This window comes from Paraflavitalea pollutisoli (assembly GCF_029360705.1).
Lineage (GTDB): Bacteria > Bacteroidota > Bacteroidia > Chitinophagales > Chitinophagaceae > Paraflavitalea > Paraflavitalea pollutisoli.
In genome coordinates this window covers 2,038,202-2,052,792 of record NZ_JARKMX010000008.1, presented here as the reverse complement: position 1 = coordinate 2,052,792, position 14,591 = coordinate 2,038,202, and the positions used below count along the sequence as shown (strand labels likewise).

The 14,591-nt window shown below is 46.3% G+C and carries 8 protein-coding genes and 1 pseudogene; 8 read left to right on the top strand and 1 reads right to left on the bottom strand.

The window, feature by feature from the left end:
• Positions 1-122: 122 nt before the first annotated feature.
• Positions 123-1,001 (top strand): helix-turn-helix domain-containing protein, encoded by an 879-nt coding sequence (locus P2W70_RS22000; protein WP_276483686.1) that lies wholly within the window; start codon positions 123-125, stop codon positions 999-1,001.
• A gap of 33 nt (positions 1,002-1,034) precedes the next feature.
• Complete coding sequence (locus tag P2W70_RS21995; protein WP_276483685.1) at positions 1,035-1,643, top strand: c-type cytochrome; 609 nt, start codon at positions 1,035-1,037, stop codon at positions 1,641-1,643.
• A 97-nt stretch (positions 1,644-1,740) separates the two neighbouring features.
• Here P2W70_RS21995 and P2W70_RS21990 read toward each other — a convergent pair whose 3' ends face one another.
• Positions 1,741-3,198: a M28 family peptidase gene (locus P2W70_RS21990; RefSeq protein WP_276483684.1), complete on the bottom strand. Its 1,458-nt coding sequence runs from the start codon at positions 3,196-3,198 to the stop codon at positions 1,741-1,743.
• 274 nt (positions 3,199-3,472) lie between these two features.
• On the opposite strand from P2W70_RS21990, the gene P2W70_RS21985 reads away from it, so the two are divergent.
• The 6 genes and pseudogenes from P2W70_RS21985 to P2W70_RS21960 form a co-directional block, all read left to right on the top strand.
• Complete coding sequence (locus P2W70_RS21985; RefSeq protein ID WP_276483683.1) at positions 3,473-4,936, top strand: hypothetical protein; 1,464 nt, start codon at positions 3,473-3,475, stop codon at positions 4,934-4,936.
• Positions 4,937-4,997: 61 nt separating this feature from the next.
• Positions 4,998-6,731 (top strand): hypothetical protein, encoded by a 1,734-nt coding sequence (locus P2W70_RS21980; RefSeq protein ID WP_276483682.1) that lies wholly within the window; start codon positions 4,998-5,000, stop codon positions 6,729-6,731.
• 357 nt (positions 6,732-7,088) lie between these two features.
• Complete coding sequence (locus tag P2W70_RS21975) at positions 7,089-8,534, top strand: hypothetical protein (RefSeq protein WP_276483681.1); 1,446 nt, start codon at positions 7,089-7,091, stop codon at positions 8,532-8,534.
• 17 nt (positions 8,535-8,551) lie between these two features.
• Positions 8,552-13,009 (top strand): DUF6443 domain-containing protein, encoded by a 4,458-nt coding sequence (locus P2W70_RS21970; RefSeq protein ID WP_276483680.1) that lies wholly within the window; start codon positions 8,552-8,554, stop codon positions 13,007-13,009.
• 13 nt (positions 13,010-13,022) lie between these two features.
• On the top strand, positions 13,023-13,325 hold the full coding sequence (locus P2W70_RS21965) for a hypothetical protein (RefSeq protein WP_276483679.1): 303 nt from the start codon (positions 13,023-13,025) through the stop codon (positions 13,323-13,325).
• Between the two features lie 486 nt (positions 13,326-13,811).
• Positions 13,812-14,591 (top strand): annotated as a pseudogene (locus P2W70_RS21960) (hypothetical protein); the annotation flags it as partial.

Sequence of the window (14,591 nt, the reverse complement as noted above, 5' to 3'; positions counted from 1 at the left end):
GCCGCATTACCTCCATTAAACCTTCGCTATCCTCCTCAAAACCACATAAAGATGTCGGATTTTTTCAATGGCAGGATATTTCCGACGGCTACCTTTGCTACTCATCCTGAATGGTGGATTGAATGATGATCATTTCATATAAAGAATTTTTTCCCTCTAGGGCTCTGGCGCCTTACGTGGAGAATTACTGGTACCAGGTATTCGACGGAGAGCAGGGCGAAGTATCGCCGGCCCAGGTATGCCTGCCCCTGGGGATGGTACAGATCATCGTTCACGTTTTTCAACAGGACTGCGAAGTGCAGGTAGCCAATGGGTGGCAACGTTTGCCCGATGCATTTTTCGTAGGCATCTACAAAGATGCGGTCACCTGGAGAAGCAAAGGCCATTCGATCTGTTTTGGCGTCAACCTGAAGCCTGAGATATTCGTGCGGCTGTTCAACGTGCCGGCCGCGGAATTGTTCAACGACTTTACCGATGTGGGCAATTTCATGAATCCCGGCATCAATGAGATGGCGCAGCGCATGTATGGGGTATCGGATGCGGACGAGCTGGTGTTGATCGCAGAGTCGGCTTTGTTGCAGCGGATCAGTAAAAGCAAACTGCAGCAGCATTACCTCGATCATGCAGCGACGCTCATACGGGAGGCGAAAGGAAATATTTCCATCGAGTCGCTGTGCAAAGACCTGTATGTAAGCGAGCGACAATTACAGCGCAGTTTCCGGGAGGTGCTGGGCACCAGTCCGAAGACTTATACGCGCATCATTCGTTTCAGGAATGTGTACCAGCATGTGTTGCATGCGGAGAACAAAAAGATTCCCTGGGCCTCTTTGTCTTACGACTTTGGGTATGCCGACCAGGCGCATTTTAGCCGGGATTTCAAAGAGTTTTCCGGCGTCAACCCGTCCCTGGTCAGCGAAAAGAACGGTTATTTTTATCAGCTAAGCACCGATATATACGCACAGAAGAACGTACCACCCTCCGATATCACAGAACAATCGTAATCATTAGTATTAACCAGTAAAGAACGAACAACAATGAAGCAATTCTTGTACATGGCTACTATTGCCATGGGCGTAACCATGGTGTCCTGCGGAGATGGAGCAGGTGCCGGTAAACCCGAACAAACGGCTACCGATACGGCAGCCCTCGTAGAACGCGGAAAGTATTTAGTAACCGTAGTAGGTTGTGGTGACTGCCATACGCCGAAGAACATGACCCCGCAGGGGCCCGTGCCCGATATGGAAAGGTTCCTTTCCGGCTATCCTGCAGGTACAGAATTGGGCAAGTTCGATACCTCGATCGTAAAGACCGGACAATGGGCCTTGCTGAAAGGTGACCTGACAGCAGCCGTTGGTCCCTGGGGTATCACCTATGCCGCCAACCTCACGCCCGATGATACCGGGTTAGGCGGCTGGACCCTCGAGAACTTCAAGCGCGCACTGAAAGAAGGCAAATACCGGGGCGTGGAGAATTCCCGTCCGCTGATGCCGCCGATGCCCATTGAAGCATTGCGCAACCTGAGTGATGAAGATGTAGCTGCCATCTTCAGCTACCTCAAAACCATTAAGCCAGTGAAGAACCTGGTGCCCGCAGCGCAATTGAATCCGCCACCGCCTGGTGCACCGGTTGCGGCTGCTCAATAGTAGCGAGTCACATGTAGATAATAAAAAACGGGGCCGATGCAGTGGCCCCGTTTTTTATTATATATCGCGGCTTTATGGGCCGTTTATAAATGCATACTTAATCCTTCCAACGCCATTCACCTTCCAGTTGCAACGGTTCCTTCAGGTTATGTTTCAGCAGGAACGCTTTGGTCTCTTCATCGTTGAGCTTTTTCGCTGGAATGCTTTCAGCAGTACCCAGGCCATACAGCAACATACTGGTAAAGCGTACGGTATTTTTTAGGCCTTGCTCGCTGTTCACGAGGCTGAACACATCGCAATCGGCATGATAGCAACCTGCCGGACCGTTGGCACCACGACCGCCGCCACCACCGCCGGTGGGCACGCCTTGCAGCATGAAGGGCTGGTGATCACTGTGCAGGCCAGCACGGCTGGAGAAGCCGTTGGTAAATACGGTATCGATCTTTTGCGCGATGGCGCCGATGGATTGAAACAGGGGTTGTGCTTCGGGATGGCTGGCTGAGAAGCTACGTACGTCGCCGGTCATGTCGTAGTTGAGCATGAAGCGGAGTTGTTCGATCTGTTTGTTTTTGATAGTTTCATGTACATAGGCTTTCGAGCCGAGCAGACCTTGCTCTTCACCCATAAACATCACGAACTCGATGGTGCGTTTGGGTTGCAGTTTGAGTTGAATAAACGTGCGGGCCATGTCGAGTACGGAGAAGGAGCCGATGCCGTTGTCAATGGCGCCGGTGGCAAGGTCCCAACTGTCGAGGTGGCCACCTACCACGATTTTCTCGTTGGGCAGGGTGCTGCCTTTGATGGTGCCGATCACGTTGCGGGCCTTGATCTTGCCAGAGTGATTGGTCATGTTGATACGGCTGTAGAGGGCGCCGCTTTTGAGTTGTTCTTTGAGGCGCATACCGTCTTCCTTGCCGATACAGACGGCGGGGATGGGGATGAGCTTGCCGGTCACGGAGGCGGTGCCGGTGAGCAGCGTACCACCATCGACGGTATTGATCACGATGATGCCTTTGGCGCCGTGTTTGATGGCGATGGCCGTTTTCTCGGAGCGGTGCAGTGATCGGCCGGTGGTGCCGGGCAGGGTGCCGAGGTATACGAGGGCAAACTTACCCTTCGCGATGCCAGGATGGGCCACATAGTCGCTGTCGAGGCCATTGCCCATGTCGACTACTTCCAGGGTCAGGTCAGCTTTCACGGGAGAGTGGGCGAGGGATACGGATTTGATGGGCTGCAGGCTGCCTTTGCTGCCGGCAGAAACGGCCAGCGTGCCGCGGCTCCAGCTTTCCACTTCAAAGGGTTGGTATTTGACATCTGTAAAGCCATACGATTTCAGGAGGTTGAAGGCATACTCTTCGGCCTTATTGCCGTTCTCGGAACCGGTGAGGCGGTGGCCGATGGTTTCGGTCGCGTCTTTCAGCGTGCTGTAGGCTTTGGAGTTCTTTTGAACGTCGTCGTTGATCTGGCGGAAAGTGGATTCCCAGTTGGGATCCTGCTGGGCGAATGCGGAGAGGGTGCCCAGGGCCACCAATCCAGTCAGTATTGATTTTCTCATGATGAATGGGGATTGAAAGCGGGCAAAATAAGGAAAAATTCAATGTGGTCTGCCGACTGGTGGGATGAGCGGTAGGGGCGGCTCAGGCGGTGATGGCTACGACTACCTTACACACTTATCCGTCAAATCTGCCCACTTTTAGCCCAAAACTGCACGCTTATGGGTTTGTTGTTGTTGGTTTGGTAAAGGCTTCATTACTTCGCAATACAAACTACGAACGCTTACAAAAGTAACTCTCCTTACTTATCTGTTAACCATCTAAACCTGACTGTCCATGAGCAATCCATGGCTCCTTATCCTATTATTGACTATCCTTCCGTGGTGTGCTTACACCCAGGATCAGCCGCCGCTGCAAGACCGCTTGCTGAATTTACCTTCCCGGTTCAACGAACACATTCAGAACAAGACCGCTAAACTGGAAGCACAAGTAACACGTGCTACAGAAAAATACCTGGAGCGGCTTTCCCGGAAAGAAGAGATGCTGCGTAAAAAGCTGATGAAGACCGATTCATCGGCAGCAAAGGAGCTTTTCAATAACAGCAAAGAGCAGTATGCGAAATTGTCCGCGCAACTCAAGGACCCTACAGCTGTCGCCGATAAGGTAGGAGGGCAATACCTGCCTTATGTAGACTCGCTCAAATCATCTTTAAGTTTTCTGCAGCAAAACTGCAGCCTGCTCAATAAGGATCAAGCTGGTAAGATTGCCAGCTCACTGCAACAGGTGCAGCAATTACAGGGCAAGTTGCAACAAGCAGACCAGGTGAAAGAGTTTATCCGCCAACGCAAGGAGCAGATTCAAGCAGCCCTGAGCCGGTATACCAATTTGCCAAAAGCTATCACCAAACGCTACCAGGATTTTCAAAAGGAATTATACTACTACAACCAGCAGGTGCAGGAATACAGGGACTTGCTGAATGACCCCGACAAACTGCTGACAAAAACATTAGGACTGTTGCAAAAGCTGCCAGCTTTCCAAACATTTCTGAAAGAGCATTCGGAACTGGCTTCGCTTTTTGCAGTACCCGCAGGATATGCCAGCGGCCAATCTTTGGCGGGTTTACAAACAAGAGATCAGGTGCAATCACTACTGCAAAATCAGTTGTCTGCTGCCGGTCCCAATGCCCAGCAATTGTTACAACAGAACCTACAGGGTGCGCAGGCACAGCTCAGTCAGCTAAAGGACAAGATCAGCAAGCTGGGCTCCGGCGGAGGCTATATCAATATTCCCAATTTTAAACCCAACAACCAAAAGACCAAGACATTTTGGAAGCGCCTCGAGTATGGCTCCAACTTGCAGACGCAGAAGTCGCAGGCCTTCTTTCCTACTACGTCTGATATAGGACTCTCTGTTGGTTATAAGATCACAGACAACAGCATCGTGGGGGTAGGCGGCAGCTACAAGGTGGGGTGGGGTAAAGATATCCGCAATATCTCGATCTCCAGCCAGGGTGCTGCAATACGTTCCTTCCTGGATGTGCGCTTGAAGGGCAGCTTCTTTGCCTCCGGCGGGTATGAATACAATTACCAGCCACTATCTTCTACTACAACACTTACTACCCAGGAACTCCAGGCAGCCGAAGAATGGCAGCAAAGCGGTTTGCTGGGTGTCAGTAAGATCGTTTCCTTAAAAAGTAAATTCTTCAAAAAGACAAAACTCCAGCTATTGTGGGATTTCCTGAGTTACCAACAGGTGCCCAAGGCCCAGCCCTTGAAGTTTAGGGTGGGGTATAGCTTTTAATTTGGTATTTCCACTATAACCCGGAGTGTTCGATTTCTTCCTAATAAAATAGACCTAAATAATGAAAAAGAAGATTTTATTATTAAATCTTATCGTCGCTGCTGTTCGTGCTGGGCAAGCACAGAGCACAAATCCTAACCTGAATCCTGGCCTTGCCAACATTGTACCTCCATCTCCATCTGCTGCCTCCCTCGGCAAATTTGGCGAAGTGCCGATTGGCTATGCTACGGGAATTCCCCAGATTAATGTCCCAATTTTTTCCTATTCGAATGCAGATAAGACACTCAACTTATCGATTAGCCTTGACTATCATGCTGGCGGGGTAAAGGTGGATGATGTTGCATCAAATGTTGGAATTGGGTGGGCCATCAATGCTGGCGGGGTGATTACTAGAACAGTAAGGGACTTGCCAGATGAAACGGATGCAATTGGGTTTTTGAATACGCCTGTCCTGCCGCAAGAGTTTGATGGAAATTCGAATTGGGAGACATCCTTGTTCAGTAAGATCAATGCTGGTGCTCATGATGGGCAAAATGATTTGTTCAGTTTTAATTTTGGAGGGAGAAGTGGGACTTTTATGTATGGAAAGAATGGGGATTTTTTGATGATTTCGCCATCCAAAATAAGAATTGAGAAGGAGGTTGGAGTCATAAATGGAATGAAAGGAATAGTTAGGTTTAAGGCTGTCGACGAAACTGGAGTTACCTACGAATTCGGTATACAAGAAGTCTCCAATTCAAGCCAGCCTTTTGGCTCATGTTACTCATCCTGGCAACTAACAAAGCTAACAGCCCCTTTCGGTGGTGACTCTATTACTTTTGAGTACGAAGCCGAAAATCCATACTACGTAGCTTATCGTTCGTCTAGCATGTCTATTCCGATGGGGGTTGAGTTTGGCAGCCACGGGAGCAACTCTGTATTGTTAAATAGCGTTGCGGGGAAAAGGATCAAACGAGTTAATCTACCTAACGGAGTATTAGTAGATTTTTCGTATGACGCTACCCCTAGAACCGATTTGCAAGGTACAAATCGGTTATCAAAAATAGCAATTAAGTCTGGAACTGCAGAAAGAGGCTTTAATTTATATCACGACTATTCCATTAACCGACTTACACTAAAAGGTGTTACTCCCTACAATACCATCGAAGGTGAGTCGACAGGCTATCTGTTTCAGTATATAGGAGCGCTGCCAGAACGGATGGGTTACCAAACAGATCATTGGGGCTACTACAATAGCAACCTGGTAAATACACCATATCCACACGAATACTACGAATACATCGACAATACTAATACTGTTCGCTACGAGTTGTCTGGTGCAAATAAAGAGGTTGATCCGGTTCGTGTAAAATATGGTTCTCTTTCGCGTATTACATATCCTACAGGCGGATTTACTGAGTTTGATATGGAACCACATATGGCAGTGGATAGCAGACTTGATAGGGAAATCATACAAAGGCATAGCAGCAAGTTCTTTCAAAAATCGGTTTATGTTAGCAGTAGCACTCCAGGAACCATTTCGATCAATAATTTTCGAGGAGACCCCAATAGTGCGACACTATTCAAAATATACTCTTATTTACCATCTTATGAATGTAATAGCGGGGGATGCTATCTTCTTGCCGAACTAATAAATTCTTCTAACCAGGTGATACGTACAGAGAATATTCCCTTACAGCCAGATACTGATATAGACCGGTCTTTTTATATAAACAATATCCCTTATGGGGATTTTACAATGCGGTTGACGGCAACGTATCCCCAGAATTTTGGGGTTTATATCGATGTTGAGTGAACGGAAGTTCGATTGCAAAACCCAGATACAACAGTACTTCGCGACTATCGGCCATATGTTGGGGGATTACGTGTTAAATCAATCCGCAATTATGACAACGTAAATACATCGCCTGCGACTAAAACTGACTTTGATTACTTCAGAGAAGACGGAGTAACTAGTTCTGGCGCATTGGGTACATATCCAAAATATTCATATAAGGTTTGCTACACCTACGAATATGATTGCGTTACGAGGATTCCGGGATCCTACAATGAGTACATTCCAAATACAAATGAGAATTATCTGATCAGGTTTTCTTCCCCGATTTTGACTTTGCCACAAACGAATGGTAGCCCTGTTAATTACTCGCGCGTAGTGGAGAAATTTGAAAATAACGGTGCTTCGAATGGTAAAATTATTAGGTATTTTGATTCTTATGCTGATGGTAGTTTGCCAGAACCGAGTACTTTTCCAATAGTGCCGCAGGACAACAGATCCTGGGTCTTTGGTCAACTGAAGAAAGAACTGGTATACGATAAAAATGGTGTATTGTTAAAGCAGACTAGAAATGAGTATGGGATTTCACAGGACAGCTATTACAATACCCCGGGTCGGTTAGATAACTTTACCAGTATTTCTCTTGCTCCCTATAAATACCAGTGCAGAAACCCATATTCAGGATGCTATCCAGGCATGCAATACGTTCAAATCTGGGAAGCCATCAAAGGGCCAGTGTATTTCAAAAGTCAGAGATTTTCTCCATTTACTGGACGGAAGGATCTTACAAAAACTCGTGTAATTGAATACGCAGGAAACGATTCTCTGGTCAATGAAATAAGTTATACAAGAGATGATGCATTTAACGTAATTAATACTCAAACGAAGAACAGTCGGGATCAAGTCGTGGAAGAAATTGTTCATTTCCCTTCAGAGTATAGTACAAATTTAGTCGCTACAAATATGCTGTCTGCTGACAATAACATGTACGCAGTTCCTATTGCTGTCGAGAAATGGAAAACGATAGGTGGAACGAAGTATTTGACCGGAGGAATTGTCAATCAGTACCAACAGTCTGGTACAGCCATTCGAAAATCCACCATTGAATCGTTGGAAACGACTTCGCCGGTGCCAGAAAGCAGCGTTCCGGCTATAGGCTCATCCCTAAACCGGGCGCCGGCATTAATCAAGCCGAAGATTGAGTTTCAGCAATACACTAGTAAAGGTTTTATAGCCCAGCAGGCCAAGGTTGGCGACGCTCCGCAATCTATCATATGGGATTATAATCAACAATATCCCATTGCGCAGGTCGCAAATGCTTCTGTTGACCGGACAGCATATACTTCATTCGAGGCAGATGGCCTTGGTGGTTGGCAGTTGAGTGTGGGATCAGTCATATTTGAAACCAGCAATGCGCCAACAGGGAAAAAGGTATTGAGCGGCGGTGTGTCAAAAGTAGTCCCCGCCGGAAACTATGTGGTAGGTGTATGGAGTTATGCCAACACTTGGGTCAATGGACAGGCTGTTACCCAACCGCTGAAGATAATTGGTCCTTGGCGCTATTTTGAGGTGAAGCTAACCAATGTAACTAATATAACGGTGTCTGGCGATAGTATTGACGAAGTCAGGTTGTGTTCTGAAGGCGCCCAAATGACAACATACACGTACGACCCATTGTTTGGCCTTACCAGCACTTGCGACGCCAATAATCGGATTATTTATTATGAATACGATGGCTTTGGTCGACTCAAGCATGTTCGCGACGAGAACAAGAACATTCTCAAGCGTTACGACTATCAATTCCAGAAAAATACCAATCAATAACCCTTACACCAAAATCCATGACTATAACAACATCGATTTCAAATACGACTAGGGTCCTGCTAGCGGTTGCGGGTCTAGGCGCTTCGGTAAAGTCGCTAGCGCAAACGCCGGTATCACCCCAAGTTCCTTACAGCTCAACGATCAAGGTTAATTATGTGCGTACCTGGGAGGCTACTGCGCCGGAGACCAATCCGGCGCTATTGCCCGGGCGGGCATTGCGTGATGTAAAGCAGACGACTGCTTATTTTGATGGCCTGGGTCGCCCCCTGCAAACAGTAGTCAAGCAAGGATCGCTTACTACGGGCAGTAGTCCTGTAGATCTTGTCTCGGCCAACAAATACGATGACTTTGGCCGTGAACAACAACAGTACCTGCCATTTGGCGCCAATGCCACGGGAGGCAATACTTCAACAAGTGACGGCCTTTTTAAAATAAATCCATTCCAACAGCAAGTTGCTTTTTACAACACACAGTTGGCGGGCCAGAGTGTAGAAACCAATGTCGGGGCCGGCAGTCTAAACTGGGCTTACGGACAAACAACCTTTGAGTCGTCACCACTTAATAGGGTGGTGGAAGCATTTGCCCCAGGCTCCAGTTGGGTAGGCACAGTTGGGGAAACTAACGAAACTAGTCGGCGATCAATAAAAACAAAGCATGTCTTCAATACTGCTGCCGATGATGTTAAAGTATGGACAGTTACAGATGTTGCGAATAACTGGGGGACCTATGCCGTATCTGGGGTGTACGCTGCAGGAACTTTGTATAAGACAATTGCAGTTGATGAACATAATAAGCAGGTTATCGAATTTAAAGACAACGAGGGACAGGTTGTTCTTAAGAGGGTTCAATTAGCTGGAAATGGTGACGATGGAAGTGGCAGCAATCATACTAACTGGTTGAACACCTACTATGTCTATGACAACTTAAGTCGTTTAAGGTTGGTGATCCCTTCGCAGCCCGTCAAGTATCTATATGAATCAAATTGGTTTTCCGGTACGATCACCAGTGTATTAACCAACTTATGTTTCCGGTACGAGTATGATACACGCGGCCGTATGATTCGAAAGAAGGTGGCTGATGCTGAAGATACGAGGATGGTGTACGACGCCCGCGACCGGGTGGTGATGACTCAAACTGGACAGCAACGTTACCGTAAACAATGGATGTATACCCGGTATGATGATCTCAATAGGCCGGTTGAAACTGGACTATTCGTCGATGATGCCAATTATGATAACCTGGCTTATCATTTATCCGCTGCTTCAGCAAGTATCAGCTACCCAGATCTCGCCAATTATGAAGAGGAGATCTACACCAACACCTTTTACGATAATTATAACTGGAAAAGAACCTATACCAACTCCCTTGATACAGTTTACAATAACAGTTATGATCAGTACTTTTTATCAGTTGATAACGCGTGGCCTTATGCCCAGGAAAATGTCCAGAGTTTTGGTACAAAGGGGCTGGTGACAGGTACTCGAAATAGGGTTCTCGGTTCCTCTAGTTATTTGTTTGCGGTGAATATCTACGACAATAATGGACGTCTTATTCAGGTTCAGGAAACCAACATCACTGGCGAAAAGACGCATACAACGACGCAATACAGTTGGTCTGGTGCATTTCTCGTATTTGTTAATAAGCATTTTAAGGCTGGGACAAATGCTCAGAACCATACTGTAGTTACTAAAATGTCCTACGATGACCTCGGGCGATTGACCGCAACTACAAAGGCTGTTTATAGTACAGTTAATGGTCAATCGATTACCAAGGCTGAACAAGTGATTGCAAAAAATGAATATGATGCATTGGGTCAACTGAAGAGTAAAAAGCTGGGACAGAACCCGGCGAACACTTCTTTGCCTATGGAGAGTATGGAGTACGAATACAATATCCGTGGCTGGTCGCTGGGAGCAAATCATTCCTACCTGATCAACCCAACGAGAGACAACCACTACTTTGGGTTCGAGCTGGCCTATGACAAACCCAGCAACTGCAAGGCTTATTACCTGTATTTCACCAACCCGCAATACAATGGCAATATAACGGGCGGCATGTGGAAATCCAAGGGAGATAACATGGCGCGTAAGTTTGACTATAGCTACGATGTCGCAAACAGGTTGACCAGAGCCAGTTTTAACCAGCAAAACGGCACAGCCTGGGATAAGTCCGCCGGCATAGACTTCAGCGTCAGCGGCATCACCTATGATGCCAATGGCAACATCCTGACAATGAAACAAGTGGGTTGGACAGGTGCTAAGAGTGAGACCATCGATAGTCTGGTTTACACCTATTCTCCTGCCGGTAACAAGCTTCGTAACGTGATCGACTACGCCAACAATACCGGCACAGTGTTGGGTGATTTCCGTTCATCGACTAAGTACATGCAAGAGGTGGGAACCAAGACATCCACGGCTTCAGACTATGTATATGATGGCAATGGCAGTATGGTGCGTGATCGAAATAAAGACTTGGGGGATGCCAATGAAAATGGAATAGTTTATAATTCGCTCAATTTACCATCGTTTATAACAGTCAATAAGTTAGGTGGAGGATACAAAGGACGTATATCCTATATATATGACGGGTTAGGTAATAAATTGAGAAAAATTGTTTACGATAGTACAGTTTACCCGACCAAGGTTACTACGACAACCTATTTGGCCGGCGCGGTTTATGAAAACGACACCCTGCAATTTATCGGCCACGAAGAGGGACGGCTTCGATTGGCAAAACGGACGTTTATCAATGGGGCCATCGGCAACCAGTTCCAATACGATTACTTTCTCAAAGACCACCTGGGCAATGTACGCATGGTGTTAACTGAGCAGACGGATACCGCCAATTACATGGCCTCCATGGAAGCATTGTATCGTACGACCGAGAATAAGTTATTCTATAATATCGCTAAAACAAGCTATGCCAAAAGTCTCGTACCAGGCGGCTATCCTGCGGACGGCACTACGAATCCCAACGATTCGCTGGCACGAACAAATGGTAGTGGAAACAAGGTGGGGCCTGCGTTGGTACTGAAAGTGATGAGTGGTGATAGAGTTCAGATTGGTGTTAAATCATTCTATAAGAGTGGCGGATCGGCGAATAGTGGTGGTGATCCGGTTGCGGACATTCTAAGTTCCCTGGCTTCTGGTATTGTGGGTGCTTCAGGTACCGCAAAAGGGACTCTTGATGCCTTGGGCAACACAGGAACCAGCCCGCTGTTAGGAGCCATGAATGCCTTCCGGGGCGACAGAAATCCAGACCAGACGTCTAAGCCCAAGGCTTACCTGAACTGGATCCTGCTGGATGAACAGTTGAAATATGAAGCGGCCGGCAGTGGGGCTAAGGTTGTTGGCAACGCGGATGTACTTGAACCGTTAACCAACGATGGTCCTGTTGCCATTCCAAAGAACGGATATTTGTATATTTACGTCAGCAACGAAACGCAGAACTGGGATGTGTTCTTTGATAACCTTTCGGTCCAGCATATAGGCGGTCCCATTATGGAAGAAACCCACTACTATCCGTTTGGGTTGACGATGGCGGGGATAAGCACAAAAGCTCTAAAAGGGAAAGTCAATAAATTTAAGTTTAACGGAGGTAATGAATTGCAATCCGAAGAATTTAGTGATCAAAGTGGATTAGAGTTATATGATGCATCCCTTAGATCATATGATCCACAAATAGGAAGATTTCATCAAATCGATCCATTAGCCGACTTTTTTGAAAATTCAAGTCCCTATGTGTTTGCCTTAAACAATCCAATTTTGATGAATGATCCTCTTGGATTAGCAGCAGACACGGCTGTTGCGGGTGTGCCAGAGATGCCAGCTGTAATTGTAACTCCTGAGAATAATAATAATAATAATGATCCTCAAGTTGTCTGCTTGGTTTGTGATCAGCCAACTCCGTCGCCCAGCGGATTAGTTCCTGTAATACCAGAGGGCGGGGGAACTAATGTACCAGGTAAAGATAAAAGAGATTATAAATGGTATGAATTTTTTAATGATCATAACCCCGGTGGTGATTTTTTATACGAACTAAATCAATGGAATCCATTAGCAAATTTTGTAAATGGAGTGGTTTCCTTTTACCAGGGAGAGGATACTTATGGAAGAAAACAGGATAAAAAGGCATCTGTTGCGCAAGCGGGATCTGTTTTTTTTGGCGGCTTTGTGCGAGCTGCAGGAACTGCTACAAATGTTGTTAGTACAGCGGTTAAAACTACTGGTTGGGTAAAACGATCAATATTTAATACCTTAGATCCGGCTATCAAGAAAAAAGTGGCTAAAGCAATCAGTAAAGGAATTGTGGATCCGAAGGGAAAAAGCGGGATAATTAAACTAACACAAAGTGAAATTGCTGAAACGGGATATTTATATAAGGTAAAGATTCTGGGTCATGGTGGGGATATAAGAATATATGGAAATCCCAATGAAAGTGGCCACATTATTTTTGATTGGATTAGCGGACATTAATAAAATAGCATAGATGAAAATTGAAATTAATGGAATAGATGTGTCGTTGTTATTCCAAAGAGCGAGAGCCGGTTTTCTTAATTGCATTAATCTTAGTGAAAATGGTTATTTAGAAGATGAACTGGCTGTCCCTATTCGGAATGTAGAGTTGCGTGATAATGACATAAGAATAATATTATCCTCTAAAACTTCTGAACTATATCAGCTGGAGATTGGTGTGAAATTAATTTTTGAAGAAAAAGAGTTGGGGGACTATATATATATATTAGACGAGAATGACCAAGCCGTTGATGACAAACTTATCTTCTATTCATAAAAACGACATCTGTGTGAATTAATCTTAGCCGTTGAGATGTGCTTCCGGTCTAAAATTAAGGGAATTACAGCTTCTTAGGAGCGAACCCTTACTGTTCGACCACCAAACATCACTCCACCGTCTCCGCCAGCTTGGCGGAGACGGTTTTTTATATACGTAATCAGCCAGGTATCTTCCAGAAACTTGTTGGAGAACAACTGGGCGGTATCTTCGGAGTGGAGCGCAGTGTGGTGCCGCATCCAGTCAATGGCATCATTACAGTACACATGATGTGCGCGGATAGGGCGTCGGGCCAGGATTGATAATTTTTACCATCCCCTTACACACTTATCGGTTAAATCTGCACACTTTTAGTCCAAAACTGCACGCTTATGGGTTTGTTGTTGTTGGTTTGATAAAGGGTTCATTACTTCGCAATACAAACTACGAACGCTTACATAAGTAACTCTCCCTACTTATCTGTTAACCATCTAAACCTGACTGTCCATGAGAAACCCATGGCGCCTTGTCCTATTATTGACCATCCTTCCGTGGTGTGCTTACACCCAGGATCAGCCGCCGTTGCAAGACCGCTTGCTGAATTTTCCCAACCGGTTCAATGAACATATTCAAAACAAGACCCATAAGCTGGAAGCGCAGCTAACGCGTGCTACAGAAAAATACCTGGAACGGCTTTCCCGGAAAGAAGAGAAACTGCGTAAAAAGCTGATGAAGACCGATTCCCTGGCAGCTAAGGAGCTTTTCGATAACAGCAAAGAGCAGTATGCGAAATTGTCCGCGCAACTCAAGGACCCTACAGCTGCTGCCGATAAGGTAGGAGGCCAATACCTGTCTTATGTAGACTCGCTCAAATCATCTTTGAGTTTTCTGAAGCAAAACAGCAGCCTGCTCAATAAGGATCAGGCTGGTAAGGTTGCCAGCTCACTGCGACAGGTGCAGCAATTACAGGGCAAGTTGCTACAAGCAGACCAGGTAAAAGAGTTTATCCGTCAACGCAAAGAGCAGATCGAGGCTGCCCTGAGCCGGTATACCAACCTTCCAAAAGGTCTCACCAAAGGCTACCAGGATTTTCAGAAGGAATTATACTACTACAACCAACAGGTGCAGGAATACAAAGAACTACTGAATGACCCCGACAAACTACTCACAAAGACGTTGGGACTGTTGCAGAAGCTGCCGGCCTTCCAAACATTCCTAAAAGAGCACTCCGAATTAGCTTCGTTGTTTTCAGTGCCCGCAGGCTATGCCAGCGGCCAGTCCCTGGCA